Origin of the sequence: Microbacterium sp. LMI1-1-1.1, from assembly GCF_040815675.1 — a bacterium.
Taxonomy (GTDB): Bacteria; Actinomycetota; Actinomycetes; order Actinomycetales; family Microbacteriaceae; genus Microbacterium.
Genome location: NZ_JBFPNN010000001.1, coordinates 368,828 through 393,962, shown reverse-complemented (window position 1 = coordinate 393,962; position 25,135 = coordinate 368,828). Strand labels below are relative to the sequence as shown.

The 25,135-nt window shown below is 71.8% G+C and carries 27 protein-coding genes; 9 read left to right on the top strand and 18 right to left on the bottom strand.

All coding sequences use genetic code 11. The features are described 5' to 3' along the window. Positions 1–31 precede the first annotated feature (31 nt). Entirely contained in the window at positions 32–1,966 is a 1,935-nt protein-coding gene (locus MRBLMI1_RS01825) for an ABC transporter ATP-binding protein (protein ID WP_367727538.1), read from the bottom strand. A 232-nt stretch (positions 1,967–2,198) separates the two neighbouring features. Here MRBLMI1_RS01825 and MRBLMI1_RS01820 point away from each other — a divergent pair, with 232 nt between their 5' ends. Next, on the top strand, positions 2,199–3,671 hold the full coding sequence (locus tag MRBLMI1_RS01820) for an MDR family MFS transporter (RefSeq protein WP_367726436.1): 1,473 nt from the start codon (positions 2,199–2,201) through the stop codon (positions 3,669–3,671). A 125-nt stretch (positions 3,672–3,796) separates the two neighbouring features. On the opposite strand, the gene MRBLMI1_RS01815 is transcribed toward MRBLMI1_RS01820, so the two are convergent. Beyond that, positions 3,797–3,940 (bottom strand): hypothetical protein, encoded by a 144-nt coding sequence (locus tag MRBLMI1_RS01815; protein WP_367726435.1) that lies wholly within the window; start codon positions 3,938–3,940, stop codon positions 3,797–3,799. A gap of 160 nt (positions 3,941–4,100) precedes the next feature. Here MRBLMI1_RS01815 and MRBLMI1_RS01810 point away from each other — a divergent pair, with 160 nt between their 5' ends. Continuing rightward, entirely contained in the window at positions 4,101–4,649 is a 549-nt protein-coding gene (locus MRBLMI1_RS01810) for a type 1 glutamine amidotransferase domain-containing protein (protein ID WP_367726434.1), read from the top strand. Positions 4,650–4,782: 133 nt separating this feature from the next. Here the strand turns inward: MRBLMI1_RS01810 and MRBLMI1_RS01805 are convergent, their stop codons facing one another. After that, positions 4,783–5,625 (bottom strand): DNA-formamidopyrimidine glycosylase family protein, encoded by an 843-nt coding sequence (locus MRBLMI1_RS01805; RefSeq protein ID WP_367726433.1) that lies wholly within the window; start codon positions 5,623–5,625, stop codon positions 4,783–4,785. Positions 5,626–5,635: 10 nt separating this feature from the next. Then, positions 5,636–7,060, bottom strand: coding sequence for an SPFH domain-containing protein (locus MRBLMI1_RS01800; RefSeq protein WP_367726432.1), 1,425 nt, complete (start codon positions 7,058–7,060; stop codon positions 5,636–5,638). Positions 7,061–7,389: 329 nt separating this feature from the next. Between MRBLMI1_RS01800 and MRBLMI1_RS01795 the strand changes: the two genes are divergently transcribed. Then, positions 7,390–7,800 (top strand): glucose-6-phosphate dehydrogenase, encoded by a 411-nt coding sequence (locus tag MRBLMI1_RS01795; RefSeq protein ID WP_367726431.1) that lies wholly within the window; start codon positions 7,390–7,392, stop codon positions 7,798–7,800. Positions 7,801–7,981: 181 nt separating this feature from the next. Here the strand turns inward: MRBLMI1_RS01795 and MRBLMI1_RS01790 are convergent, their stop codons facing one another. Further along, complete coding sequence (locus tag MRBLMI1_RS01790) at positions 7,982–8,929, bottom strand: aldose 1-epimerase family protein (RefSeq protein ID WP_367726430.1); 948 nt, start codon at positions 8,927–8,929, stop codon at positions 7,982–7,984. A 160-nt stretch (positions 8,930–9,089) separates the two neighbouring features. Next, positions 9,090–9,260 (bottom strand): CsbD family protein, encoded by a 171-nt coding sequence (locus tag MRBLMI1_RS01785; protein WP_367726429.1) that lies wholly within the window; start codon positions 9,258–9,260, stop codon positions 9,090–9,092. A 225-nt stretch (positions 9,261–9,485) separates the two neighbouring features. Here MRBLMI1_RS01785 and MRBLMI1_RS01780 point away from each other — a divergent pair, with 225 nt between their 5' ends. Next, positions 9,486–10,802, top strand: a complete 1,317-nt coding sequence (locus MRBLMI1_RS01780) for a D-alanyl-D-alanine carboxypeptidase family protein (RefSeq protein WP_367726428.1) — start codon at positions 9,486–9,488, stop codon at positions 10,800–10,802. A gap of 105 nt (positions 10,803–10,907) precedes the next feature. On the opposite strand, the gene MRBLMI1_RS01775 is transcribed toward MRBLMI1_RS01780, so the two are convergent. Continuing rightward, entirely contained in the window at positions 10,908–11,609 is a 702-nt protein-coding gene (locus MRBLMI1_RS01775; protein WP_367726427.1) for a hypothetical protein, read from the bottom strand. Further along, positions 11,593–12,120, bottom strand: coding sequence for a sigma-70 family RNA polymerase sigma factor (locus MRBLMI1_RS01770; protein ID WP_367726426.1), 528 nt, complete (start codon positions 12,118–12,120; stop codon positions 11,593–11,595). The genes MRBLMI1_RS01775 and MRBLMI1_RS01770 overlap by 17 nt, the downstream gene beginning before the upstream one ends. Before the next feature lie 209 nt (positions 12,121–12,329). Between MRBLMI1_RS01770 and MRBLMI1_RS01765 the strand changes: the two genes are divergently transcribed. Continuing rightward, positions 12,330–13,043 (top strand): CHRD domain-containing protein, encoded by a 714-nt coding sequence (locus MRBLMI1_RS01765; RefSeq protein ID WP_367726425.1) that lies wholly within the window; start codon positions 12,330–12,332, stop codon positions 13,041–13,043. A 152-nt stretch (positions 13,044–13,195) separates the two neighbouring features. Next, positions 13,196–13,699, top strand: a complete 504-nt coding sequence (locus MRBLMI1_RS01760; protein ID WP_367726424.1) for a class F sortase — start codon at positions 13,196–13,198, stop codon at positions 13,697–13,699. Positions 13,700–13,840: 141 nt separating this feature from the next. Here MRBLMI1_RS01760 and MRBLMI1_RS01755 read toward each other — a convergent pair whose 3' ends face one another. The 5 genes from MRBLMI1_RS01755 to ychF form a co-directional block, all read right to left on the bottom strand. Continuing rightward, positions 13,841–15,292, bottom strand: coding sequence for a glycoside hydrolase family 28 protein (locus MRBLMI1_RS01755; RefSeq protein ID WP_367726423.1), 1,452 nt, complete (start codon positions 15,290–15,292; stop codon positions 13,841–13,843). Between the two features lie 66 nt (positions 15,293–15,358). Further along, entirely contained in the window at positions 15,359–16,033 is a 675-nt protein-coding gene (locus tag MRBLMI1_RS01750; protein ID WP_367726422.1) for an SDR family NAD(P)-dependent oxidoreductase, read from the bottom strand. A 118-nt stretch (positions 16,034–16,151) separates the two neighbouring features. Beyond that, a complete protein-coding gene (locus MRBLMI1_RS01745; protein ID WP_367726421.1) occupies positions 16,152–16,688 on the bottom strand; it encodes a phosphoribosyltransferase family protein in 537 nt (178 codons plus the stop codon). Between the two features lie 35 nt (positions 16,689–16,723). Beyond that, positions 16,724–17,041, bottom strand: a complete 318-nt coding sequence (locus tag MRBLMI1_RS01740; RefSeq protein WP_367726420.1) for a hypothetical protein — start codon at positions 17,039–17,041, stop codon at positions 16,724–16,726. 39 nt (positions 17,042–17,080) lie between these two features. Beyond that, positions 17,081–18,154 carry a redox-regulated ATPase YchF gene (gene ychF / locus MRBLMI1_RS01735; protein WP_367726419.1) on the bottom strand — a complete coding sequence of 358 codons (1,074 nt, stop codon included), beginning with the start codon at positions 18,152–18,154 and terminating at the stop codon, positions 17,081–17,083. A gap of 211 nt (positions 18,155–18,365) precedes the next feature. On the opposite strand from ychF, the gene MRBLMI1_RS01730 reads away from it, so the two are divergent. Together MRBLMI1_RS01730 and MRBLMI1_RS01725 are read left to right on the top strand one after the other, a co-directional pair. Beyond that, positions 18,366–18,959 (top strand): 3'-5' exonuclease, encoded by a 594-nt coding sequence (locus MRBLMI1_RS01730; RefSeq protein ID WP_367726418.1) that lies wholly within the window; start codon positions 18,366–18,368, stop codon positions 18,957–18,959. A gap of 99 nt (positions 18,960–19,058) precedes the next feature. After that, entirely contained in the window at positions 19,059–20,414 is a 1,356-nt protein-coding gene (locus MRBLMI1_RS01725) for a DNA recombination protein RmuC (RefSeq protein ID WP_367726417.1), read from the top strand. 29 nt (positions 20,415–20,443) lie between these two features. Here MRBLMI1_RS01725 and MRBLMI1_RS01720 read toward each other — a convergent pair whose 3' ends face one another. Further along, positions 20,444–20,653: a UDP-N-acetylmuramyl pentapeptide phosphotransferase gene (locus MRBLMI1_RS01720; protein WP_367726416.1), complete on the bottom strand. Its 210-nt coding sequence runs from the start codon at positions 20,651–20,653 to the stop codon at positions 20,444–20,446. Positions 20,654–20,876: 223 nt separating this feature from the next. Continuing rightward, on the bottom strand, positions 20,877–21,863 hold the full coding sequence (glpX, locus tag MRBLMI1_RS01715) for a class II fructose-bisphosphatase (protein ID WP_367726415.1): 987 nt from the start codon (positions 21,861–21,863) through the stop codon (positions 20,877–20,879). Positions 21,864–22,051: 188 nt separating this feature from the next. Between glpX and fbaA the strand changes: the two genes are divergently transcribed. After that, a complete protein-coding gene (gene fbaA / locus MRBLMI1_RS01710; protein ID WP_367726414.1) occupies positions 22,052–23,080 on the top strand; it encodes a class II fructose-bisphosphate aldolase in 1,029 nt (342 codons plus the stop codon). Positions 23,081–23,134: 54 nt separating this feature from the next. Here the strand turns inward: fbaA and MRBLMI1_RS01705 are convergent, their stop codons facing one another. The 3 genes from MRBLMI1_RS01705 to MRBLMI1_RS01695 form a co-directional block, all read right to left on the bottom strand. Beyond that, positions 23,135–23,680, bottom strand: a complete 546-nt coding sequence (locus tag MRBLMI1_RS01705) for an MOSC domain-containing protein (RefSeq protein WP_367726413.1) — start codon at positions 23,678–23,680, stop codon at positions 23,135–23,137. A gap of 193 nt (positions 23,681–23,873) precedes the next feature. Beyond that, positions 23,874–24,560 carry an anti-sigma factor family protein gene (locus MRBLMI1_RS01700; RefSeq protein ID WP_367726412.1) on the bottom strand — a complete coding sequence of 229 codons (687 nt, stop codon included), beginning with the start codon at positions 24,558–24,560 and terminating at the stop codon, positions 23,874–23,876. After that, positions 24,557–25,063, bottom strand: coding sequence for a sigma-70 family RNA polymerase sigma factor (locus tag MRBLMI1_RS01695; protein ID WP_367726411.1), 507 nt, complete (start codon positions 25,061–25,063; stop codon positions 24,557–24,559). Before MRBLMI1_RS01695 ends, MRBLMI1_RS01700 begins: the two co-directional genes overlap by 4 nt. Positions 25,064–25,135 lie beyond the last annotated feature (72 nt).

Genomic DNA, 25,135 nt, shown 5'->3' with positions numbered 1-25,135 from the left:
CCGCCGGGTCCGCCCACGCCGCAGCCCGGAGCTACGGGGCCTCGTCACCGCGGCGCGACGGCAGCGCCGGGCGGCCCGCCCCGGCCGTCGCCCGCACCTCCTCGACGAACACCTGGGTCGCGGCCAACTGCTCCGCCGCGAGGCTGGCGTACAACCCATCGGCGGCGAGGAGCTCCGCGTGCGTGCCCGACTCGACGATGCGGCCGGCATCGACGACATGGATGCGATCGGCGCCGACGACCGTCGACAGGCGGTGGGCGATCGACAGCGTCGTCCGGCCGTGCGACGCGGTCTCGAGCGCCTCCTGGACGATGCGCTCGGACACGGTGTCGAGCGCGCTGGTCGCCTCGTCGAGCAGCAGCACCGGCGGGTCCTTCAGCAGCACCCGCGCGATGGCGATGCGCTGCTTCTCGCCGCCGGAGAGCCGGTATCCGCGCTCGCCCACGACGGTGTCGTACCCGGCCTCGAAGCCGGCGATCACGTAGTGGATGTTCGCCGCCCGGCAGGCCTGCTCGATCTCGTCGTCGGTGGCGTCCGGCTTGGCGTACCGCAGGTTGTCCCGCACGGTCGCGTGGAAGAGATACGTCTCCTGCGACACGATGCCGATGCTGTCGATGATGGATGCCGCCTCGAGGGTGCGCACGTCGGCGCCTGAGAACAGCACCTGCCCGCCCACCGCCTCGTACATGCGGGGAGTGAGGTAGAGGATGGTGGTCTTGCCCGCGCCCGAGGGCCCGACGAACGCGACGTGCTGTCCGGGCTCGACCGTGAAGGAGACGCCGTCGAGCGTCGCCCGCGCCTGCGGCGGCGCGTCCGGGTACCGGAAGACGACGTCCCGGAACTCCACCTTGCCGACCGGACCCGGCGCCGCCGCGACCGTCGCCGCGTCGGGCGCGTCCGTGATGGCCGGCGTCAAGTCGAGGTACTCGAAGATGCGGGCGAAGAGGGCCGACGACGTCTGCACGTCTAGTGCGACGCGCATGAGCCCCATGAGCGGCATGAGCAGCCGGGCCTGCACGGTGGTGAAGGCCACGATGGTGCCGGCGGTGATGCCGCCCGCGCCGCCGCTGACGAGATACCCCGCCACGAAGTAGATGACGGCCGGCACGCTCGACATCAGCACCTGGACCACGGCGAAGAATCCCTGGCCGCTCATCGCCCGCCGCACCTGCAGACGCACCTGGTTGTCGTTCTCGGCGTCGAAGCGCGCCGACTCCGTGCGCTGACGGTTGAAGGACTTGGAGAGCAGGATGCCGCTCACGCTCAGGGTCTCCTGCGTGATCGCCGACAGCTCCGACAGCGACTCCTGCGTCTCCCCCGCGATGCGGGCGCGGACCTGGCCGACCCGGCGCTGCACGAAGATCAGGAACGGCATCAGCGCGACGGCGATGAGGGTCAGACGCCAGTCGATCAGGATCATGGCGACGAGCGAGGCGATGACCGTGACGGCGTTGCCGAGGATGCTCGTCACGGTGTTGGTGAGGACGCTCGACACACCGCCGACGTCGTTCTGCAGGCGGGACTGGATGACGCCGGTCTTCGTCCGGGTGAAGAACGCGAGCTCCATGCGCTGCAGATGGTCGAACAGGCGCACCCGCAGATCGCCGGTGACCCGGTTGCCGACCGTCGCGGTGAACCACGTCTGCGCGACGTTGAGCACCGCGGAGAACAGGAAGAGGACGATCATCGCGCTCACGAGCAGGGCGAGCAGCCGCAGGTCGGGCGCGGAGCCGTCCACCGGGAACAGCGCGTCGTCGAAGATGCGCTGGACCAGCAGCGGCGGGATGACGGCCACCGCCGCCCCGACGACGACGAGCACGGCGGTGGCGAGGATCCGCCAGCGGTAGGGCTGGAACAGCGCGACCACCCGGCGGCCCAGGTCGGGCACCCGCGGCGCCTGCGCGTTGCGACGCCGCTGGGACTCGGCGTCCACACCGCGGAACATGCTGCCGCCGACCCCGCCCATGCTCATGGGGGAAGCCTACGTCCGCCCACCGACACCGCGGCGCGCCCTGGTCGGACGCGCTCGGACGGGCCGGCACCGCCCTGTCGGGGCGGCGGGGCACGCAGTATGCTCGGGGGTTCGCGGGGGCGGCATCCAGGAATCTTCCCGATTCTGGGAATGGGCTGAACGTTCCCGGCGTTCCTCCCTTCTGCCACGCTCGTGGCGTCTCCCCCCGCACGACAAGGACCTCGCCATGGCTGCGACCGTGACCTCTCCCTCGACCTCGACGGGTGTGACGCCGGAACAGAGCCGCGTCATCTGGCTGCTGCTCACCGCCGCGTTCGTGGCGATCCTGAACGAGACGACGATGAACGTCGCGATCCCGTTCCTCATCCGCGATCTCGGCATCACCGCCGTGTCGGCCCAGTGGCTGACGACGGCGTTCATGCTGACGATGGCCGTGGTCATCCCGATCACCGGGTTCCTGCTGCGCCGGTTCACCACGCGTCAGGTGTTCATCACGGCGATGAGCCTGTTCTCCACCGGCACGCTCGTGGCGTTCCTCTCCCCCGGGTTCGAGGTGCTCGTCGGCGCTCGCGTCATCCAGGCCTCCGGCACGGCCATCATGATGCCGCTGCTCATGACCACGCTCATGACGATCGTCCCGCCGCAGCACCGCGGCCGCATGATGGGGCGCGTCAGCATCGTGATGGCCCTCGCGCCCGCGATCGGCCCGACCATGTCGGGCATCGTGCTCGAGACCCTCGGATGGCACTGGATCTTCGGCATCGTCTTCCCCATCGCCCTCGTCGCCCTGTTCATCGGCGCCCGGTGGATCCGCAACCTCGGCGAGACCAGCGCCGCCCCGATCGACATCCCGTCCGTCATCCTCTCCGCCTTCGGCTTCGGCGGGCTCGTCTTCGGCCTGAGCCAGATCGGCGGGCACGGCGGGGAGGGGACGGATGCCGCTGCTGGCACGTCCGCGCTGCCCCTGGTCCTGGCGCTCGCAGTCGGTGTGGTCGGTCTCGCCCTCTTCGTGTGGCGTCAGCTGCGCCTGCAGCGCGCCGACAACGCCCTGCTGGACCTCCGCGTGTTCCGGTCGCGCAACTTCTCGCTGTCGGTCGCGCAGCTGGGCGTCATGTCGCTCGCCTTCTTCGGCGCGATCACGCTGCTCCCGCTGTACCTGCAGAACGTCCTCGGCCGCAGCCCGCTGGAGACGGGCCTCGCCGTGCTCCCCGGGTCCCTGGCGATGGGTCTGGCCGGACCGGTCATCGGGCGCATCTACGACCGTTTCGGGACGCAGATCCTTCTCGTCCCCGGGGCGTTCATCACGAGCGGAATGCTGTGGTTCTTCACGACCGTCGGCACCTCGACGCCCTTCGCGTTCCTCGTCGTGGCGCAGACGATCCTCATGATCGGCCTCGCCCTGTCGTTCACACCGCTGTTCACGGCGTCGCTCGGATCACTCGAGCCGCGCTTCTACTCCTACGGCTCCGCGGTCGTCGGCACCGTGCAGCAGGTCGCGGGCGCCGCGGGCATCGCCCTGCTGGTGACCGTGATGTCGACCGTGTCCGCATCGGCGGGAAGCGGCGTGGAGGGGGATGCCGCGGGGACGCGCGTCGCCTTCCTCATCGCGGCGATCGTGTCGCTGCCGCTGATCGTCGGAGCCTTCGTCATCCGCAAGCCCGCCGACCAGGTCGGCGCACCGGCGCCCGTCGGGCATTGAGCCGGAGGGCTACGGCGCCTGTCGGACGCTGAGCCGGAGGGCTGAGAAGCCGGGCGGGCACTGACCCGGAGGGCCATGGCTCCCGGCTCAGCGACTAGGCAGGAGTGACGCCGGAGAGACGTGTCTCAGCCGAAGGTGCAGGATCCGCCGCCGCAGCAGCGGGACGCGGCCTTTTCCGAGGCCTCGTCGTCGGTGTCGACCGGAGCCCCCAGGAGCGGCAGAAGCGTCGTGGAGGCGGTCGGAGCATCGGGCGTACTGTCACCGGACATGCGCTCCATGCTACGCCTGCGCGTGGGGGCGAGGGCCGCGGCCCTCTCCGGCTCGATCGCCCGCGCTACCGGGCGTCCGCGGCATCCGCAACCCCCGCGAAGCGCGTGACCGCTGTTCCTAGCGTGGAGTGATCCCCGCAACGAGAAGGAGTGGTTCCTCATGGCCGATCTCAACGGAAAGCGCATCGCGTTCCTGCTCACCGACGGCTTCGAAGACAGCGAGCTGACCAGCCCGTGGGAGGCCGTGACCAGCGCCGGCGCCGAGGCGGTCCTCGTCTCGCCGAGCGAGGGCTCGATCACCGGCGAGAAGGGTCACGAGCAGAAGGTCGACCTCGCCGTCTCCCGCGCGTCGGCCGGCGACTTCGACGCCCTCGTGCTCCCCGGCGGCGTGCAGAACGCCGACGACATTCGTATCGTCACGGACGCCGTGTCCTTCGCCCGCGACTTCTTCGACCAGCACAAGCCGGTGGCGGTCATCTGCCACGGCGGCTGGATCCTCACCGAGGCCGACGTCCTGAAGGGCCGTACCCTCACGAGCTACCCGACCCTTCAGACGGACCTGCGCAACGCGGGGGCCACGTGGGTCGACGAGGAGGTCCACGTCGACCAGGGCCTCGTCTCCAGCCGCAACCCCGACGACCTGCCGGCGTTCAACGCGAAGCTCGTCGAGGAGGTCGCGGAGGGCACGCACTCCGGCCAGACCGCCTGAGTCATCCCTCGTCGAAGCCCCGGGCCCGGGCCCGGGGCTTCGGTCTGTCCGCCGCGGGTGCCCGCCCTCTCGCGGGCGTCCGCCCGCCCCGGCACGAGCGGGGGCCGGGGTTCGAGCGAGTCGCGGGCGCCCGTCAGCCCGGGAGCGGGACGCCGCCGGTCTGACAGCCCGGGCAGTACTGCCCGCCGCCCTTGGTCCCGGGGATGTCGAGGATCGTGCCGTGACCGTCGGGGCACGGCTCCCCCGCGCGACCGTGGACCTGCATCGACGCGACCTTCGCCGCCTTCTGCTCGGCGATCGGGACGCCTCTCCGCGCGAGGACCGCCGCACCCATCACGTCGTGCAGGGCCGCATGCAGACGGGTGATGTCGTCCTCGGTCAGTGACGCCGCGTGCGCCACGGGTGAGAGGCGGGCGGCGTACAGGATCTCGTCCGAGTAGGCGTTGCCGATGCCGGCGAGGGACTCCTGCTCCTGCAGGAGGGCCTTCAGCTGCTTGCGCCGCCGCCCGAGGGCGTGCGCGAGGGCCTCCCGGGAGAACGACGGCGACGCCGCGTCGGGACCGAGCTTCGCCACCGACGGGACGTCCTCGGGCGCGTCCACCACGTGCAGCTGCACCGAAAGCCATTCCCCGGCGTCCGTGATGCCGAGCGTGCCATGGTCGAAGGCGATCCGGGCGATCACGGCGGCCGTGCGGCCATCCGCCGTGACCGGCGCCTCGACCTCGCCGTCGTCGGACCAGGTGGCCCAGCCCGCGCGGCCGAAGCCGATGCCGAGGTGGGTGCCGCCGAGGTCCACGTCGATGTGCTTGCCGTGCCGCGTGAGGGCCGTCACGGTCCGGCCGACGAGCTCGTCGAGGGGACGCGGACGCGTCTTGAGGGCGCGGAACTCGGCGAGCTCGACGGAGACGACGGCGTGTCCGCGGAGGCGCTCGCGGAGGAACAGAGCGAGCGCCTCGACCTCGGGTGCCTCGGGCATGAGCGGGCCGTCAGCTCTCGGGCGGCGCGTCGGCACCCTCGGCGGATGCCGCCGGCGCGGGCCACTGCGGCTCGGCGGACGTACCGGCGGCCGGACGCCGCGTCGTCTCGGCGAAGGCGTCGGCGACCGCGCGGCCCTGGATGATCTGCGTCAGGTCGATGCCCGTGGCGGCGCGCACCGCCTCGAACGAGGAGCGGAGGCCGGTGGCGGACTCGGTCGCGAGATGCCCGCTGGCGCCCTCGCCGCCGAGGACCGTCACGGAGCCCACGCGGTCGTACCCCTTCGCGAACTCGGCCATCATCGGCACGAGGGCCTCGAGCGCGCGCTGGGCGAGCAGCGCCTCCTGGTTCTGCGACAGGGCGTCGGCCTCGGCGCGGATCGCGGACGCCCGGGCCTCACCGGCCAGACGCACCGCCTCGGCATCGGCCTCGGCGCGGACGCGCACGGCGGCGGCCTCCTGCTCGGCAATCTCCGCGCGGGCCTGCGCGGCCTTGATCTGGGAGTAGGCCTCGGCGTCGGCGTCCTTCTGGCGCTGGTAGAGGTCGGCGTCGGCGACGCGGCTGACCTCGGACTCCAGGCGCGCCTGGGTGTTCTGCGCCTCCTGCTGGAGCACCGCCTGCCGACGCTCGGCACGGGTCAGGGCCTCGGCCTGCTCGGCCTCGGCGTTGGCGCGACCGACCTCGGCCTTCGCGGCGGCGCTGTTCTTGTCGAGCTTCGTCTGCTCGATCAGGTTGGCCTCGTCGGTGGCGATCTGGCGCGCACGGATCTCGCGCACGGCGTTGATCCGCGCGACCTCCGCCTCGCGCTTCACGCGCTCGACCTCGGTGGCACCGAGGGCCGAGATGTACCCGTTGGTGTCGGTGATGCCCTGGATCTGGAACGAGTCGAGGATGAGACCCTGCGACGACAGGTCGCCCTTGATGCCCTCCGCGATCTGGTCCGACAGGCGCTGCCGGTCCCGCATGAGCTCCTCGACCGTCAGCGTCGCCACGACGCCGCGCAGCGCGCCCTCGAGCTGCTCCGTCGTGAACTGCTCGATGGCCTTGTCCTGCGAGGCGAACCGCTCCGCGGCGCGGCGCACCGACTCCGGGTCGGAGCCGATCTTCACCAGCGCCACACCCGACACGTTCACCGTCACGCCGTTGGAGGACTGCGCCGTCGGCTCCATCTTGATCTGGCGGGCGCGCAGCGAGATCATCTCGCCGCGCTGCGTGAGCGGGTTGACGATGGCGCCCCCGCCGGTGATGACGGTGATGCGCGACGATCCCCCGTCGGCGGCCTTCTGGCGCTTGCCGACGATGACCAGGGCCTCATCGGCCTTGGCGACGCGGTACCACCCGCGGATGAGGGCCATCACGATCAACAGGATGACGACGATGACGACGACACCGATGCCGACGATCAGACCGATGCCTCCGAGGGCGGCGAGTTCCATGGTTCTCCTTCGACGGGCGCCACCGGGGCGACGCGGGGGGAATCCTCTCCAACCTATCTGCCGCCTGTGACACCCTGTCCAGTCCCCCGGCACAACCCGCCTCCCCGCGACGCCCCTCTCCCCCGTGACGTGGCGCAGATGTACGACCAGCGGGGTTTCGGCGTACATCTGCGGTAAGTCAGCGCCCTCCGTGACGCGGCCGTTCCTCCCTGACGTGGCACTCCCCCGTGACGTGCGGGCGAACTCGTGCGCCCCACGCGCGCGCGAGACGCGGTGCAGCGCGTACCGTTGATGTCGAGGCGGCCCGAACCGCCGAAGAAGGGTCCCCCATGAAGATCGTCTCGTCGCAGGATTGGCGGGACGCCCTCGGCTTCGACGTCCCCGTTCTCGTCGCCGATGTCGTCCCCGGTGAGCCCACGCGCTGCGTCGCGTGCGGTGCCGACAGCGAGCTGCGCCCGCGCACCGAGCTGTGGGCGGTCAAGCACCGTCACCCGAAGCACCACGGCGGCTTCGTCCGCTTCTACTGCGCGGACCACAAGCCCGCCGTCGCACCGCCGCCCGCGCCGGCGCCGGTCCCGCTCAAGGCCGCACGGTCCCGCGCCCCGCGCGCCGAGAGCCGCACGACCACCCCGAAGCCCACCCCGATCACCGACCGGCCGACGCGCGCCATGTGCCCGGACTGCTTCGTCGAGGTCTCGGCGGGCGGCGACTGCGGGATGTGCGGCGCGCAGGTCGTCTGACCCGCGTCTTTCCGACGACCGCCCCGGCGCGACAGCGTCGGGGCGGTCTGCGTCGTGCCCGGTCCGCACCACCAGGGCCACAGGGTCGAGCCGAGGTCGCCACGACGGGGTCGAGCCGGAGCCGCCCCGGCATCGAACGGGAGCCGCCCCGGCGCGATGGCGTCCGGACGGCGGACCCGGCTCAGCGCACGGAGATCGTCCAGCCGGCCTCGTGCGACGCACCAGGCGCCAGGACGATCAGACCCGCGTCGTAGTCGTAGCGGTCGGCGTTGAGGGCGTCCGGTGCGCACGTCATGGGCTCGACGGCCAGACCCGCGCGGTGGCCGGGGGTGCCCGGACCGGCGGGCAGGTCGGCGGTGTGGATCTGCACCCAGGGGCACTCGCCGTCCCACGAGATCTGCACACCCGTCCCCGCCGGAGAGGTCACGACGACGGTCGCCCGGCCGTCGGCATCCCGAACCAGGTCCGTGTAGGCGTGATCGATCTCGACCGCGCCGAGCACGCGCGGCTCGCGGAAGTCGAAGCGGTCGGCGTCGGAGGCGACGGATGCCAGCCCGGTCGGCACCAGGCGGTCCGGTGTCACCTCGAGCACGGTGTCGGCCGGGAGCGCGAGCGTCCACTCGTCGAGGGCGCCGTCGCCGGCCACGAGGTAGGGGTGCGGGCCGGTGCCCCACGGGGCGGGGGCCGCGGAGAGGTTGGTCGCCCGGACAGTCTGCGTCAGACCGTCGGCGCCCAGGCGGAAGGTCGTCCGCACCTCGACCCACCAGGGGTAGCCGGCCTGCGCGGGGACGGTGGCCGTCAGCGTGGCCTCGTCGTCGGCGGCATCCACGATGTCCCAGTCCGTCCACGAGAGCAGACCGTGGAGGGCGTGGCCGCGGTCCGGCTCGGTCAGCGCGAGCTGCAGCTCCTCCCCGCCGAAGCGGTGCGTGCCGTCGACGACGCGGTTCGGCCAGGGCGCGAGGGTCGTCCCCCGGTAGTTCGGCCGGAGCTCGTCGGTCGCGAACGGCACGACGAGATCGCGGCCCTCGTGCTGCAGCGAGCGCAGAGAGGCGCCGACGCTCGCGATCGCGGCTTCGTAGCCGTGGGCGCGGAGGACGACAGGGGATCCGGACAGAGCGACATCGGTCATCCCGCCATTATCTCGGGCGCAGACGACCGCATCCGACCACGGCCCGCCGGAACGCCGCACCCGACCACGGCCCGCCGGAACGCCGCAGCCGACCACGGCCCGCCGGAACAGACGAATGCCCCGACCGGGCGAGCGGTCGGGGCATTCGAGATCGTGCGGCTTACTTGAACGCGTCCTTGACGTTCTCGCCGGCCTTCTTGACGTGGGCTTCGGTCTGGTCGCCCTTGCCCTCCGCCTCGAGGCGCTCGTTGTCGGTGCCCTTGCCGAAGGCCTCCTTGGCCTTGCCGGCCACGTCCTGAGCAGCGTTCTTGATCTTGTCGTCGAGTCCCATGTCGGCTCCTCCCGTTACGGTCCGGGTATCTCCCGAGGTCTTCACGGTAGGTCGGGCGTCGCCTTCCGGAGGGGGGCTTGAATTTCGGGATGCCGTGAGGAAGAGCGATACGGTCGATCCGGGGGCGGGCGTGAGGTTCGGGGCGGATCGGACACTGCCCTCATGACGGTCCGCGCCCCCGGGCGGGCCGTGGAGGGGGAACACGATGACCGGCACGGTGCACCGATGAGCCGCGACACGGCGGAGCTCGTTGCGTTCGACGACGTCTGGAACGCGCCTCCGTCCCGGGAGCACCGGCGCGGCGGCGGCCGAGGCGGGGTGATCGCGTTCCTCGTGGTCGTCCTGCTCCTGCTGCTGGGCGGAGGCGGCTACACCGCGTGGGCGCTGACGGCGCCGGTGGCATCCCCTGCCCTGTCGGTGACCGCTCCCCCGGCGCCGGTCGGCGAGCGCGTGGCCCTGGCGCTCCCCACGCAGGGAGCGGCGATGATCAGCGTGGAGGGCGCGGAGGAGTTCCTGGGTCCGGATGCCGCGGGCGTCTGGGCCGCCACCGGAGGGAACGACGTCCAGCCCCTGGCCAGCGTCACGAAGCTCGTGACCGCCCTCGTCGTCCTGGAGGCGTACCCGTTCGACGGTCCGGCCGACAACGGACCGACGCTGACGTTCGACGCGGCCGACGAGGACCTGTACGACAAGTACTACGCGATGGGGTCGACGATCGCGCCCATGCCGCGCAACAGCTCGATGACGCTGCGGGACGCGCTCACCGCCATGCTCGTCCCGTCCGCCAGCAACTATGCCGAGGCGGTCGCGACCTGGGCGTTCGGTTCGACGGGCTCCTTCGCGGCCCGGGCTCAGGACTGGCTCGCCCGCAACGGCCTCCGCGACACCGTCGTCGTCGAACCGACCGGCAACAGCGCCCGCAACGTCAGCACGCCGTCGGACCTCCTCGCGCTGGCGCGGATCGCCGCGGCTCAGCAGACCGTCGCCTCGATCGTCGCCAAGCCCGTCGCGCAGGCGGGCGCGGCGGGCCGTGTCGTCAACACCAACGGCCTCCTCGGCAGCTACGGCGTCACCGGGCTGAAGACGGGCAACCTCGGACCCGGCACCCACCTGCTGATCTACCGGGCGATGCTCGACGTGGGCGTCGGCGCGCCCCTGACCATCACCGGGGTCACCACCGGGGCCGAGAGCCGCGACTCGCTCACCGCCTCCGTGGCATCCCTGCTCGGGAGCATCCAGGCGGGCTTCCACGAGGTGAGCGTCGCCGAGGTCGGCCGGTCGCTCGGCACCGTCACGACGCCCTGGGGATCGGATGCCGACATCGTCATCGGCCGGTCCGCGTCGATCCTGACCTGGTCGGACACCCCCGTCGAGGTCGTGCTCGACTACCGGGACCCGGTGGAGTACGCCGACGGCGAGGTGATCGGGACGCTCACCTGGACGGCGGGACCGGAGACCGCCACCGCCGACGTGCAGATCTCAGGGGCGATCGAGCCGCCCACGGCGCTATGGCGCCTCACGCATCCGGAAGCGCTCGGCTAGCCGCGACGGGCGGCGCGCGTCGCACCGTCGGCGCCGAACCGGGCGGCGCGGGTCACACCGTCGGCGCGCCGCACCGGGCGGCGCGCGTCGCACCGTCGGCGCGCGTCACACCGTCGGGAGGTCCGCGTGGGCGACGACCGTCCGCGCGGTGTCGCGCAGCTCCATCCGCACGGCGTCCTCACGCAGCACCGCCGCGTTCATGCGGCACACGATGGGGACCTCCGAGCCGAGGATCTCCCCTGCGGAGAACTCGCCGCCGTCCGCGCCGACGAAGACGAGCTCGTAAGTCGCCCCGACCGTCAGCCCCTCCGCCTCCAGGTAGGCCTCGGTGCCCCACGTGTGGGCGACGACATCGGCGTCCACGACGATGCCGCCGGCGTCCTCGCTCACCTCGACGGCCTCGACCGCGCCGAGCGTCCCGGGCGGCCCGGCCGGCACGGGTGACAGCACCCCCGGCCCCGTCAGCCCCACGACGAGTCCGACGGCGAGGCAGGCGGCGGCGACCGCGGGCAGCACCCACCGGCGACGCGGCCGGGAGCCGGCGGCATCCCGTGCCGAGAGCACGCCCTCCTCCCGGGCGAGGGAGGCCTCGATGCGGGCGCCGAGGTCGCCGGTGTCGCGCGGGGTGGTCCAGGTGAGATCGCCCTGTCGGAGGCGGCGGGTGAGGGCGTCGAGCTCCGCGAACTCACGGGCGCGGGCCGGATCGGCGCGGCGGAGGTCCTCGAACTCGGCGGCCTCCCTCTCGCTCAGCTCGCCGGCGAGGGCGGCGGCGGCGAGGTCGGCCCAGCGGTCATCGGGGGTGCGCATCTGACCCCTCCGTTCCTTCGAGATGCGTGCGGAGCGCGCGGAGCGCGTGAAAGGTCCGGGTGCGCCAGGTCGCGGCGGGGACGCCGGTGGCATCCGAGAGCTCCTGGTACGTGCGGCCGTGGAGGTGGACGGCGACGACGGCCGTCCGATGCGCCTCGCTGAGGACGGCGAGGGACTCCAGCATGCGCAGCCGCTCGAGCGGGTCGACGGCGTCGGCCGCGCGGCTCTCCAGCTCGGCGTCGTCGCCGATGATCGGCATCCGGGCCCGGGCGCGCATGGCGTCGACGATGACGTTGCGCGCGATCGCGAAGAGCCACGTCCGCTCGGACGCCTGCGCCGGGTCGAAGCGGGAGCGGGCCCGCCAGGCGCGCAGGAACGTCTCCTGCACGCAGTCCTCCGCGAGGGGGCGGTCGCGGAGGGCGTTCACCGCGTAGCCGAGCAGCGCCGCACCGTTCTCGTCGAACGCGCGGCGCACGTCGAACTCGCGCGTGCTCCCGCGGCGGGCGTGCATGCGGCTCTCCTCGCGTCTCGCGGCCGACCCCGTCATCCCCGTCGCCCTTCCCGAGGCTATCGGCCGCCGGGCGACGGCCTCACGAGGGGATACGTCGGCGGGGGCGCACGCGTTCATCGAGAAGTTTCGCGATGTCGATGAACGCTGGGCCTCCTGTCGACGTAGACCCTGCAACCGGACGACGAGCGTCCCGATCGAAAGGCACGACGATGACGAAGAAGACGTACGCCCGCCCCCTCACGATCGGCGCTCTCGCCGGTGCGGCGATGCTCGCCGTCGGGGTCGCTCCCGCCCACGCCGAGACGGAGGTCGCCGAGCCGTCCGAGTTCACCAGCGCCTTCACGGTGATGGCGACCCCCGACCAGGTCATCAACAACGACGGCGTCGCGACGCCGGGCGAGAGCGGGGCGACGGGGACGTTCACGTTCCGCATCAACTCCGACGAGGAGATCATCTGCTACGACATCCGTCTGGAGGGCGTCAGCGGCGACTACCAGAGCCCGGCTAAGACGGCGACGCACATCCACGAGGCGGCGGCCGGACAGCCCGGTCCCCCGCGCATCGCGTTCCCGAACCCCGCTCCCGTGGGCGACGGTCCGCGCACGTCGTCGGGCTGCCTGCAGGGCCCCTTCACCACGGGCGTCCAGGCCAACGGCGTCGACACGGGCGAGGGCTTCTCGCTCGCCGAGATCGAGGCGAACCCCGCCGGTTTCACCGGTGACTCCCACACGACGGCGTTCCCCGCGGGCGTCGTCCGCGGTCAGCTGAGCGCCATCCCCGTCGGCGGTGTGGACACCGGCGCCGGCGGCTCCGCCGGAGGACAGATGGATGCCGTCGGCCTGACCGCCGCCGCGGGCGTCGTCGGACTGTCGGTCGCGACCGCGCTGCTCCTCAACCGCCGCCGTCCTTCCGCGACGCGGTGACGATGCCACGGCGCGGTGTGCGGCGGTCCGCTTTTGGGGGGCGGCCGCCGCGCACCGCGTTCGTGCTCGCGCTGGCGGCCGTCTGGGCGTGCGCAGGGTGCGCCGGGTCGACCGCACCCGACGCAGCGCCGTCGCCGGCGGCTGAGGCGCCGGTGGCATCCCCCGTCCCTTCCTCCTCGCCGGCGGTCCCGCCCGCGGAGCCCGCTCCCCCCGCGGCCGCCGAGCCGACGAGCGTCGCGATCCCGGCCCTCGGTCTGGACGAGCCGCTCATCCCGCTGGGCATCGCCGCGGACGGCGGCATGGAGGTGCCCGTCGACTACGACGAGGTCGGCTGGTTCACCGGCGGCGGTCGGCCCGGCGGCACCGGCCCCACCGTCATCGCGGCGCACGTCGACTCGCCCACCGGTCCGGCCGTGTTCCAGCGGCTGAAGGAACTGGTCGTCGGCGATGTCGTCGAGGTCCGGGATGCCACCGGTACCCTGCACACGTACCGGGTGACCGAGACGGCGGACTACCCCAAAGCCGCCTTCCCGACGGCGCGGGTGTTCGGCGCGACCGCGCAGGACGAGCTGCGCGTCATCACGTGCGGCGGGATCTTCGACCGCGAGGCCGGGTCGTACGTCGACAACCGGGTGGTCTACGCAGTGCGGGTGTGAACGGGCGCCGGGCGGGGCCTCCTCCTCCCGATAAACGCTCCCTGCACTGATGAACGCAGGGTGCGCGCGTTTACGGGTGCAGGGAGCGTTTATCGGGGGCTGGTTCCGCCGGCGGGACGGCGGCACGCATGCGGCGCTGACTCAGGGCGCCGGGTACGACGGGAAGGTGCACGTCGGCGCAGTGCCCTCGGAGGGGGCGTCCGTCACGGTCACGCCGGGACCGGACGCCGACAACGGCGCGCCGCCGAATGTCGCACCCGCCGTGGTGATGTCGGCATATGACGCGTCGACACGGGCCGTGTCCACAGACGTGTCCGCGACGGTCACCCCGAGGGGGTGCGCGGCGTCGAGCCCCCTCAACGTCAACGTCGCACTCGACGGGGAGTCGGACGAACGGAACCCGTCGATGGTGATGTCGGTGAACTGCGGTGTGGTGGAGCCCGTGCCGCTCGCATAGTCCGCGTCGATGTCGATGGGCGCCTTCACGGCATCCGCGCACACGTTCCGGTAGGTGATGGCCGTCACGGGACCGCCGGCCATGGCCGAGCTCTTGATGCGGATGGCCGCCGACGCGACGCTCGCGGTGCCGTCGGCGTCCGTGCCGCTGACCGTGTCGTCGGCGACGAGCACGTCGCTCACTCCGGCGGTCGTCTCGCTGCCGATGGAGATGCCGTGCGTGCCGAAGAAGTGGTCGTCGATGATCGAGATGTGCGCAGACGGGCTGCTGCCCCCTTTGATGGCGATGCCGTCGTCGCCGTCCATGATCCACGAGTGGGCGACCGTCACGTCCGTCGCGCCGGCCGGGTCGATCCCGTCGGTGTTGCGCGCAGTCGCGGGCGTGCGGATGCGGACGCCCCAGACGGTCAGCCCGTCACCGTCCTGGAACGACACGTGGAAGCCCGCGGCATCCATGAGGTCGATGTCGTGCAGGGTGATGTCGTCGACGTGCCGTGCCTGCACGAGGCGCGGGACGTTCTGCGCTCCTCCGCTCTTGGCCGCCGCCGACAGGTCCCACCAGCTCTGCGCGGATCCGAGCATCGTCGCACCGCCCCGGCCGTCGATCCGGCCGCGGGATCCGTCGGCGGCGTCCGGTTTCGAGGCCAGCCCGGCGTGCGAGCCGGCCAGTGTCAGGAACGGCCGGCATCCATCGCCCGAGCCGCCGATGGTCCCGCACGCGGGGTGCCCGTCGATCTGGTAGTCGGCCGGGTTCCGCGAGGCGGACAGCGTCACACCGGGGTCGACGACGAGAACCTCCCCCTCTCGGACGGTGAGCGGTCCGCTGAGGAAGTCGGACGAGGAACCGGATGCCGCGAGCTCGACGGCCACGACCGCGCCGTCACCCTGCGCGCACGAGTCGAGCGCTTGCTGCAGTCGCACCGTGTCGGGCGGGTCCTGCTCCTGGTCGTCCGTGCCCTCGCCGTTCGCGAGGGTCAGCTGCGCCGGGACGGTCGCGCACGTCTCGGACGGAGCGGCCGGCTCCGACACGTCGCGGCGATCGCCGGTGGCCGTCCCACCCGGCGGCACCGGCGCGACGCACCCCGTGAGGACGAGGACGCCGCCGAGAAGGACGACCGTGACACGACGCAGACGCACGCGAGGATCGTGACTCCGGCGTCTATGCGCGCGCCCTGCGAACGCCCTCGACGGGCGGGGAGCTTCCTACTCGCGGCCCTCTTCGAGCGGGATGAGCATGGTGCGGAAGTCGCCGGGCGTGGTGTGCAGGTCCCAGATGCGATCGGCGACGTCGTCGATGCCGTTGGGCAGCTGCAGACGCGGGATGGCCCCGGGGATGACGAGCTGAGCGACCCGCACCCCCTCGTCCGCGAGGGCCTCGTGGAGCATCTCGCCGTACGCGCTCTCGGCCGGGAAGGCCACCGAGGTGCCGGCGAAACCGGCGCGTGCCTTCACCGACGTCCCGCCGTTGATGAGGATGATGCTGCCGTCCCCCGACTCGCGCATCGCGGGCAGCACCGCGCGCACGGACGAGATGAGGCCGAGCAGGGAGAACTGGACGGCTTCCGTCGCGAGCTCCGGGGTCAGCTCGAGGACGGGCTTGAGGTAGTCGCGGGACGGAAGCGGGCTGTACTGCAGGACCGAGACGGGGCCGAGGTCCGCGGCCGCCCGCCCGAGAGCGTCCTCCAGCTCGGCGGGGACGCGCACGTCCGCCGAGTAGGCCTTGGCCGTCACGCCCTCCGAACCCAGCTCCGCCACGATGCTGTCGAGCTTCGCGAGATCGCGCGCGATCAGGGCGATCGAGAAACCTTCGCGGCCGAAGCGGCGTGCAACGGCTGCGCCGAGCCCCGAACCGGCGCCGATGATGGCGATGACGGGCATAGTGAACTCCTTCGTGCGATGGCGGTACGGCGACTCTAGAGGCGGTCACCGACATTCCCGGACGGGAGACCCCGCCCGGCGGGCAGACAGTAAGATTGCCCGCTCTGCGGTGGACAGCTCAGCCGAGTTCGCGGATGTGGAGGAGGGAACGGACGCCGAGACGGCGACGCAGGCCGGCATCCTGAAGCCCGTCCACGGCGACAGCCGCACCGATCCAGCGGGCACCGCTCATCTCGACCATGCGCCGGCAGGCGTCGGCCTGCGCGCCCGTCGCGATCCAGTCGTCCACGAACAGGACGCGGTCCCCCGCGCGCAGCAGCCCTTTCCGCACCCCGAGGTGGATGTGCGTGTCGCGGTAGTCGGGCGGAGTGGATGCCACCCACCACGGGTCCGCATCGGACGACGGCGACGGGTTCTTGCGCACCTCGGCCAACCCGACCCCGGCGCTTCGCGCGGCGAGCGCGCCGAGCAGGATCCCCCGGCTTTGGACGCCGAGGACGACCGTCGGCTGCTCGTCGCCGAACAGGTCGAGGAGCGCCGGCCCGACGTGCTCGAGGATGTCCGCGTCGCGCCACCAGCCGGTGACGTCCGCGTAGGACTCATCGTCGACGAGGTTGGTGATCCACCGGAACGAGGACCGGAGGAGTTCCCTCACGTCAGCCACCGTCGGTGGCCCTGACACGCAGCACGTCAGTCGAGGTCGACGCGCCGGCCGCCGCCCATGTCCGCGTCGGTGTCGGTCACCGTGGCGTAGACCCCGGCGGGGACACCCGGGAGGGATGCCACCTCCCGCGCGACCGCGATGAGATCCGCCTCAGTGGCATTGTGGACGAAGAACAGGTACTCGTCGCCCAGCTCCTCGCCGTCGTCGTACATCTCGCCCCGCGACGAGCCTTCGAGGTCGAAGAGGAACTCCATGACGGTGTCGATCCACGGGAAGGGGTCGTCACCGTCCGGGACGTCGATCGGCGTCAGCGGAACGTGAATCTCGACGAGAAGGTCAGCCACGCGGTCAGTATGTCAGCCCGACGCACCGGCCGTGATGCCTCAGTTGTTGAAGCGGAACTCCACGACGTCGCCGTCCTGCATGACGTACTCCTTGCCCTCGAGGCGGGCCTTGCCCTTCGCGCGGGCCTCCGCGACGGAGCCGAGCTCGACGAGGTCCTCGAACGAGATGACCTCCGCCTTGATGAAGCCCTTCTCGAAGTCGGTGTGGATGACGCCCGCCGCCTGCGGCGCCTTCGCGCCCTGCGGGATGGTCCACGCACGGGCCTCCTTCGGCCCGGCCGTCAGGTAGGTCTGCAGGCCGAGGGTGGCGAAGCCGATGCGGGCGAGCTGGTCCAGGCCGGACTCGTCCTGTCCCGTGGAGGCCAGCAGCTCGGCGGCATCCTCCGGGTCGAGGTCGATCAGCTCGGACTCGATCTTCGCGTCGAGGAACACGGCCTTCGCCGGGGCGACCAGAGCCTCGAGCTCGGCCTTGCGGGCGGCGTCGGTGAGCACGGCCTCGTCGACGTTGAAGACGAAGATGAACGGCTTGGCGGTGAGCAGGCCCAGCTCGCGGATCGGCGAGAGGTCGAGACCGGATGCCGACAGCAGCACTCCGCGCTGCAGGGCGTCCTGCGCGGCCTTCGCCGCGTCGAGCACGGAGGGGTCGAGCTTCTTGCCCTTGACCTCCTTCTCGTACCGCGTGATCGCCTTCTCCAGCGTCTGGAGGTCGGCGAGCTGCAGCTCGGCGTTGATGGTCTCCATGTCGCTCGCGGGGTTCACCGCACCGTCGACGTGGACCACGTCGTCGTCGGCGAATCCGCGCACGACCTGGGCGATGGCATCCGCTTCCCGGATGTTGGCGAGGAACTGGTTGCCCAGGCCCTCCCCCTCGCTCGCGCCCCGGACGATGCCGGCGATGTCGACGAACGAGACCGCCGCGGGCACCGTGCGCTCGGAGCTGAAGACCTCGGCGAGCTTGTCGAGGCGCTGATCGGGAAGGTTCACGACCCCGACGTTGGGCTCGATCGTCGCGAACGGGTAGTTCGCCGCGAGCACCTGATTCTTGGTCAGGGCGTTGAACAGGGTCGACTTTCCGACGTTGGGAAGGCCGACGATTCCGATGGTAAGAGCCACGGGAGTCCAGGTTACCCGGCCCCGGCGCCGTCGCCCGACGGAGGAGATGACGCAATGGGAGGACTCCTTCAGCCCGAACCCTCCTCCCTCCGCCGCATCCCCTCCCCTCGCCTACGCCCACATCCCCTCGGATGGATGCCACGGCCACCACATCGCAGGATGCTCGGCGCGCCTCGGACTCCGAGCCGGTCGTCCCGGGGAGGGTGAATCCGTGGCCCTGGACTTCACCGCGATCGACTTCGAGACGGCGAACTCCCACGGCGCCTCGGCCTGCGCCGTAGGACTCGCCCGCGTGCGGAACGGACGCGTCGTCGCCACCGCCGCCTGGCTCATCAAGCCGCCGCAGGGATACGACCATTTCGCGCCCATCAACATCGGCATCCACGGCATCCGCCCGGGCGACGTCGCGAACGCCCCCGACTGGAGTGCGCAGCTGGCGCGGCTCAAGGCGTTCGCCGGCGACGACGTCCTCGTCGCGCACAACGCCGGCTTCGACATGTCGGTGCTGCGCCGCGCCTGCGCCGCGACGGGCGACGACTGCCCGTCGTTCCGGTACCTCTGCAGCGTACAGATGTCGCGCAAGACGTACACGCTGGATTCCTACCGCCTCCCGCTGGTCGCGGCCGAGGCCGGATGCTCCCCGTTCGCGCACCACGACGCCCTCGCCGACGCGGTCGCCTGCGCCGAGATCACCATCGACTGCGCGCGGCGCGCGGACGCGGACGACGTCTTCGCCCTCGCGGCGGCACTGGGCGTCCGCGTGGCGCAGATCGAGGTTCCGGCCGCAGCGCGCGCCGTCGCCTGAGTCCTCCACCACGTTTCCACAGCGAGGAATCGCGCTCACTTCTCCCCGAATGGCCGTGGCGGCACCGCGGATGTCGGAGGGCCCGGGCATGCTGAGCCCATGGACGCACTCCTCCTCGTTCTCGTCGCGCTTCTCGCGCTGGCCCTCGGAGCCGGCGCGGGATGGTTCCTCGGGAGTGCCCGCGCCGCGACCCGGACGGCGGACGACCGCCATGAGCTGACGGCTCGTGCGGCCACCGCCGAAGCGGCGCGCGCGGGACTCCAGGCCCAGCTCGACCATCAGGTCGGCCTGTACCGCGAGCTGGTCGGACAGTCGCGCGCCGACCAGGCCGCCCGCGAGGAGCGGGAGCGGCGCGAGCAGACGGTGCTGCGTGCGCTGGACCCGGTGCGGGAGACCCTCGAGCACATGCAGCGCAAAGTGGACGGACTCGAGCGCGACCGCGTCGAGCAGTACACCGCACTCGGCGAGCAGCTACGGCTGTCGCGCGAGTCGGACGAGTCGCTCCGCGCGACCACCGAGGCCCTCGCCTCCGCCATGCGCTCCGGCAGCACCCGCGGCGTGTGGGGCGAGACGCAACTGCGGCGGGTCGTGGAGGCGGCGGGCCTCACGCGCTACGTCGACTTCGACCTGCAGTCCTCGATCACCTCGGATGCGGGCAGCGGCCGCCCCGACATGGTCGTGCGACTTCCCGGCGGCAAGTCCCTGGCCGTGGATGCCAAGGTCCCCCTCGACGCGTATCTGCAGGCCAGTGCCATCCCCGTCACGGCGGTCGGCGACGACGGCGCACGACGGGCGACGCTCCTCGGGCGCCACGCGAAGGCCGTCCGCGGTCATGTGGAAGCCCTCGCCCGCAAGACGTACTGGGCGGGCCTCGACGCGAGCCCCGAGTTCGTCATCTGCTTCCTGCCGAGCGAGTCTCTGCTGTCAGCCGCGCTGGAGGAGGACCCGACGCTGCTCGACCACGCGTTCTCCCGGCGCGTGGCCCTCGCCTCGCCCGTCAACCTCTGGGCCGTCCTCAAGACGGTCGCCTTCACTTGGACGCAGCAGGACGTCTCCGACGAGGCCCGAGCTCTCTTCGCCCTCGGGAACGAGCTCTACGAGCGCGTGGGCGTGCTCGCCGGTCACGCGGGCGATCTGCGACGCGCACTCGAGCGCACCGTCGACAGCTACAACCGCTTCGCCGGTTCGCTCGAGTCGCGGGTCCTCGTCACGGCGCGGAAGTTCCCGGGCATCGACGAGACCAAACTGGATGCCACCACGCCTCCGCCCGCGCTCGAGGCGACTCCGCGGCGGTGGGCGGCGCCGGAACTGCTCGACGAATCCCTGCTCGACGGCGCGGACGCGTCATCGTTCCGGGCTGCGGCGGGCGGCACGAACGTCGAGGGCCCCGCCGAGACTGTGACCTTCGCCGACCTCGGCGAGGTGCGGACGCGAGTCCAGGAGGGAGACGACTGACCGCGGCTCAGCACCGCGGCCGGTACGGCTCAGGCGCCGCCGGGGACCCAGCTCAGCAGGCTGACCACGGCGGCCGAGATGCCGACGAAGGCGCCGACGAGCCACCAGGCGTTGACCTCGTAGCCCTCGTGCTTGCGTACGCGCAGCAGAACGTCCGGGCGACGCGCGGGGTCGACAGCGTCTGCGATCACCTTCTGCGCGCCCGTCTGGGGCGCGGTCTGATTCGTCGGAGCAGCCATGGACGATTCCCCTTCGGGTCTCAAAGAACACAGCGTCGCCTTTGACACTGCCCACGATTCTGCCAGAGGGGTCCGAAAGAGGCGGTCACGCTTGCGTCACGACACGCCCGGCTGTATCTGGGTGCCGGCAGCGGGCGTCGACCGGCGCCCGGTCTCTCAGCGCCGTTCGGCGCCCGGCCCCGGCCGCGGGCGTCGGCCGCCGCCGGTCAGATCCGCTGCGTGGTCAGAGCCACTTCGAGGTCAGGTGCTCCGACGAGATGCGGCGCAGGGTCCCGGACGCGCTGCGCAGCACCACGCTCTCGGTGTACAGGAAGTCCCCCTCACGGCGGACGCCCGAGACGAGCTGACCGTCGGTCACTCCCGTCGCGACGAAGATCGTGTTCTTGCCGCGCACGAGGTCGTCCGCCTCGTAGACCTCGTCGAACTTGAGACCCGCGTCGAGACCGCGCTGCCGTTCCTCGTCGTCGCGCGGCGAGAGGATGCCCTGGATGTGTCCGCCCAGCGCCTTGATCGCGCAGGCGGTGACGATGCCCTCCGGGCTGCCGCCGATGCCGACGCACATGTCGGTACGGGCGTTGTGCCGCGCGGCGTTGATGCCGCCGGCGACGTCGCCGTCGCTCATGAGCCGCGTACCGGCCCCCGCCTCGCGGATCTCGCGGATGAGGTTCTCGTGACGCGGACGGTTCAGCACCGACACCACGATTTCGTCGACCGGCTTGCCGAGGGCGTCGGCCAGGCGCCGGATGTTCTCACCGATCGGGAGGCGGATGTCGACGACGCCCACACCCGCCGGTCCGGTGACGATCTTGTCCATGTAGAAGACGGTCGAGGCGTCCAGCATCGTCCCGTGATCCGACACGGCGATGACCGAGAGGGCGTTCTGCCGTCCGGCCGCGGTCAGCGACGTGCCGTCGATCGGGTCGACCGCCACGTCGCACTTGGGGCCGCGGCCATTGCCGACCTGCTCCCCGTTGAAGAGCATGGGGGCGTCGTCCTTCTCGCCCTCGCCGATGACGATCGTGCCGTCGAAGTTGACGGTGGTGAAGAACGCCCGCATGGCGTCGACGGCTGCACCGTCCGCCGCCTCCTTCGCGCCGCGGCCGATGAACGGCACCGCACGGATGGCGGCGGCCTCGGTCGCGCGCACCAGCTCGAGAGCCAGGTTCCGGTCGGGGTGCAGGGGGGACATGTCGGAGGTCAGGCTCACCATGACGCCCACCCTAGCCAGAGTGGCGGTCAGATCCCCGAGATTTTGCGGCCTGAGACGTGAAGGAATCGCCGTTCTTTCCGTTGGAGCAGAAGCGCCGGAAAAACAGGGCGGTGGGGACGTCGCGAGCGGCACTTCCTGGCTGCTTCGCTAGAGTGACCGTGTCCCGATCACGACCAAGGAGCACCTCCATGCCCGTCGCCACCCCTGAGCAGTACGCCGAGATGCTGGACCGCGCCAAGGCCGGCAGCTTCGCGTACCCCGCGATCAACGTCTCGAGCTCGCAGACCATCAACTCGGTGCTCCAGGGCCTGACCGAGGCCGGCTCCGACGGCATCCTCCAGGTCACCACCGGCGGCGCGGACTACTTCGCCGGCCACACCGTCAAGGCCCGCGCGACCGGCGCCCTCGCCTTCGCCAAGTACGTGACCGAGGTCGCGAAGAACTACCCGATCACCGTCGCGCTCCACACCGACCACTGCCCGAAGGACGCCCTCCCCGGCTTCGTCCTGCCGCTGCTGGAGGCCTCGGAGGAAGAGGTGAAGGCCGGCCGCAACCCGATCTTCCAGTCGCACATGTGGGACGGCTCGGCCGTTCCCCTCGACGAGAACATCGACATCGCGGCGGAGCTGCTCCCCCGCATGAAGAACATCAACGCGATCCTCGAGATCGAGGTCGGCGTCGTCGGCGGCGAAGAGGACGGCGTCCAGCACGAGGGCTCCAACGAGGCCCTGTACACGACCGTCGCCGACGTCACGAAGGCCGTCGAGCGCCTCGGCCTGGGCGAGAACGGCCGCTACATCTCGGCCCTCACCTTCGGCAACGTGCACGGCGTCTACAAGCCCGGCGGCGTCAAGCTCCGTCCCGAGCTCCTCGGCGAGATCCAGGAGGGCATCGCCGCCAAGTTCGGCACCGGCCCGAAGCCCCTCGACCTCGTCTTCCACGGCGGCAGCGGCTCGACCGACGAGGAGATCGCCCTCGCCGTCGCCAACGGCGTCGTCAAGATGAACATCGACACCGACACGCAGTACGCCTTCACCCGCTCGATCGCGGGCTACATGTTCTCGAACTACGAGGGCGTGCTGAAGCTCGACGGCGAGGTCGGCAACAAGAAGCAGTACGACCCCCGCGCCTGGGGCAAGGTCGCCGAGTCGGCCATGGCCGTCCGCGTGGTCGAGGCCACGAAGCAGCTCGGCTCCTTCGGCCAGTCCCAGAGCTGACGTCCCCTTCTTCGAACGCCCCGGCTCCGGCCGGGGCGTTCGTCGTCGGTGCGCCTAGGAGCGGTACATCTCGAGCACGGTCTGCGCCTCCCCCGGCGAGGACACGAGCTCGATGGCATCCCCCGCCCTGACCTCCCCCGCACGACGCACGCGCAGATAGGCGCCGAGACGTCCCTCGTCGGAGAAGCGCTTCACCCATCCCCGCCCCGCGGATCCGCCCACCCATCGGGCGAAGGTCGCACAGGGCGTGCGGGGCATGGTCACCTCGACCTCGACCGTGCCGCCGATGCGCCACACCTCGCCGATGCGCGCGGCATTGACGTCCAGGCCGTCGACGCGCAGGTTCTCACCGAACCACCCCGGCGGCAGCTCGCGCCCCAGCGCAGCGGACCAGAAGTCGGCGTCCTCCTGCGCGTAGGCGTAGACGGCCTTGTCGCGTCCGCCGTGGTGCTTGCGGCTCGCCTGCACGTCGGCACGGACGCCGAGCGGGCCGATCCGGACCGGCCCGTCGAGCGGACGCTTGTCGATCGCCGTCACCCCGACCGAGCCGGAGTCGGGACGCAGGGCGTGGACGGCGCAGACGGCGAGGAGGCTCGGCATGCCAGCATGCTACGACCTTCCGCGTCCGGCTCCCGACGCCGCCACCCGGCAGCGATGTCCCACTATGTGCGACCAGCAGCTCTCAACCCTGCACAAAGTGGGACACGCCCTGCCGCACACCGCTCAGCGTGTCCCACGATGTGCGACCAGCAGCCCCCAACCCTGCACGAAGTGGGACACACCGCCCCGCAGGTCAGGACCCGGCGAGCTCCGTGCGCATGACGACGAGGCCGCCGTCGAGCGTTCGGATCTCGACGGACTCGATCCGCCCCGAGGCGAGGTCGGTGCCGGCGCTGAGCTCCGTCGTCGACCCCGGTCCGGCCCGCCAGGTCGACAGCACGGTGGTGGCGCCGTCGTCGGCGGTCACCGCGAGCGCGTACGGCCAGCCTCCGGGCGGCGCGTCCAGCACCTCGCCCGTGTACTCGCAGACCAGGTCGATCCTCGTCCCCCAGTCGACGGAGGTGAGCTTGACGGATGCCTCCAGCGGCGCTCCCGCGACGTCGTCCAACGCGTAGACGGCTCCGGCCGGCTGCGGCAGGTTCGCGGCGACCACGCTCGGGACGGCGATGACCAGCGCGGCCGCGGCGACCGCCCCCGCCCACAGGGCCCGTGCCCGCACGCGCCGGCGGCGCGCGATGGACACCACACGGCCGCGCAACGCGACGTCCGGCGCCGGGGGCACGGTCGACTCGACAGCACGCGCGCGTTCGGCCGGCAGCCGAGAGAGCAGGCCCGCCGTGGGGGCGAGCTCGGCGACCGCCGCACGGCAGCGCTCGCAGGTCTCCAGGTGCGCCTCGTACTCGGCACGCTCGACGGACGAGAGGGCGCCGAGGACGTAGGCGCCGTCCCAGTCGGCCAGCCGCTCGTGCTCGCCGTTCATCGCGTCACCCCCCGCTCCTGCAGGGCCAGCCGCAGCGCTCGCACCGCGTAGTGCAGGCGCGATTTCACGGTGCCCGCCGGGATCCCCAGCTCCTCCGCGGCCTGCGCCACACTGCGGCCGCCGTAGTACGCGGACACGATGACCGCCCGGTGGTCCGGCGTCAGCGTCGCGAGCGCCTCCTCGACGAGGAGGGCGTCGAACATGGCATCCGTGTCGTCGTCCCGGACGGTCTCGGGCAGCTCGTCGACGGGATGCTCATGACGTCTGCGCGCACTGCGCGCCTCGTCGATGACGAGATTGCGGGCGACGGTCAGCATCCACGAGCGCAGTCTCGACGGGTCGTCGGCCAGGACGCGCGGGGTGCGCCACGCCCGCAGCAGGGTCTCCTGCACGACGTCGTCCGCCCCGGCGTGGTCGCCGGTCAGGCTGACGACGTAGCGCCAGACGGGGGCGGCGTGGGCGTCGTAGAGCGCGGTCAGGCGCGCGTGGTCGTCACGGGCCATGCCGTCCTCCCCGCGTCCTGTCGTCCGAGCGCTTCTCGCCATACAGAGGACACGGGATGCCGCCCCGTCCGG

What these genes read in the sequence shown, in the direction of transcription:
- MRBLMI1_RS01825 (WP_367727538.1), bottom strand. Translation starts at nt 1,966, where the DNA reads ATGGGCGGGGTCGGCGGCAGCATGTTCCGCGGTGTGGACGCCGAGTCC.
- MRBLMI1_RS01820 (WP_367726436.1), top strand. Translation starts at nt 2,199, where the DNA reads ATGGCTGCGACCGTGACCTCTCCCTCGACCTCGACGGGTGTGACGCCG.
- MRBLMI1_RS01815 (WP_367726435.1), bottom strand. Translation starts at nt 3,940, where the DNA reads ATGTCCGGTGACAGTACGCCCGATGCTCCGACCGCCTCCACGACGCTT.
- MRBLMI1_RS01810 (WP_367726434.1), top strand. Translation starts at nt 4,101, where the DNA reads ATGGCCGATCTCAACGGAAAGCGCATCGCGTTCCTGCTCACCGACGGC.
- MRBLMI1_RS01805 (WP_367726433.1), bottom strand. Translation starts at nt 5,625, where the DNA reads ATGCCCGAGGCACCCGAGGTCGAGGCGCTCGCTCTGTTCCTCCGCGAG.
- MRBLMI1_RS01800 (WP_367726432.1), bottom strand. Translation starts at nt 7,060, where the DNA reads ATGGAACTCGCCGCCCTCGGAGGCATCGGTCTGATCGTCGGCATCGGT.
- MRBLMI1_RS01795 (WP_367726431.1), top strand. Translation starts at nt 7,390, where the DNA reads ATGAAGATCGTCTCGTCGCAGGATTGGCGGGACGCCCTCGGCTTCGAC.
- MRBLMI1_RS01790 (WP_367726430.1), bottom strand. Translation starts at nt 8,929, where the DNA reads ATGACCGATGTCGCTCTGTCCGGATCCCCTGTCGTCCTCCGCGCCCAC.
- MRBLMI1_RS01785 (WP_367726429.1), bottom strand. Translation starts at nt 9,260, where the DNA reads ATGGGACTCGACGACAAGATCAAGAACGCTGCTCAGGACGTGGCCGGC.
- MRBLMI1_RS01780 (WP_367726428.1), top strand. Translation starts at nt 9,486, where the DNA reads ATGAGCCGCGACACGGCGGAGCTCGTTGCGTTCGACGACGTCTGGAAC.
- MRBLMI1_RS01775 (WP_367726427.1), bottom strand. Translation starts at nt 11,609, where the DNA reads ATGCGCACCCCCGATGACCGCTGGGCCGACCTCGCCGCCGCCGCCCTC.
- MRBLMI1_RS01770 (WP_367726426.1), bottom strand. Translation starts at nt 12,120, where the DNA reads ATGCACGCCCGCCGCGGGAGCACGCGCGAGTTCGACGTGCGCCGCGCG.
- MRBLMI1_RS01765 (WP_367726425.1), top strand. Translation starts at nt 12,330, where the DNA reads ATGACGAAGAAGACGTACGCCCGCCCCCTCACGATCGGCGCTCTCGCC.
- MRBLMI1_RS01750 (WP_367726422.1), bottom strand. Translation starts at nt 16,033, where the DNA reads ATGCCCGTCATCGCCATCATCGGCGCCGGTTCGGGGCTCGGCGCAGCC.
- MRBLMI1_RS01725 (WP_367726417.1), top strand. Translation starts at nt 19,059, where the DNA reads ATGGACGCACTCCTCCTCGTTCTCGTCGCGCTTCTCGCGCTGGCCCTC.
- MRBLMI1_RS01720 (WP_367726416.1), bottom strand. Translation starts at nt 20,653, where the DNA reads ATGGCTGCTCCGACGAATCAGACCGCGCCCCAGACGGGCGCGCAGAAG.
- glpX (WP_367726415.1), bottom strand. Translation starts at nt 21,863, where the DNA reads ATGGTGAGCCTGACCTCCGACATGTCCCCCCTGCACCCCGACCGGAAC.
- fbaA (WP_367726414.1), top strand. Translation starts at nt 22,052, where the DNA reads ATGCCCGTCGCCACCCCTGAGCAGTACGCCGAGATGCTGGACCGCGCC.
- MRBLMI1_RS01705 (WP_367726413.1), bottom strand. Translation starts at nt 23,680, where the DNA reads ATGCCGAGCCTCCTCGCCGTCTGCGCCGTCCACGCCCTGCGTCCCGAC.
- MRBLMI1_RS01700 (WP_367726412.1), bottom strand. Translation starts at nt 24,560, where the DNA reads ATGAACGGCGAGCACGAGCGGCTGGCCGACTGGGACGGCGCCTACGTC.
- MRBLMI1_RS01695 (WP_367726411.1), bottom strand. Translation starts at nt 25,063, where the DNA reads ATGGCCCGTGACGACCACGCGCGCCTGACCGCGCTCTACGACGCCCAC.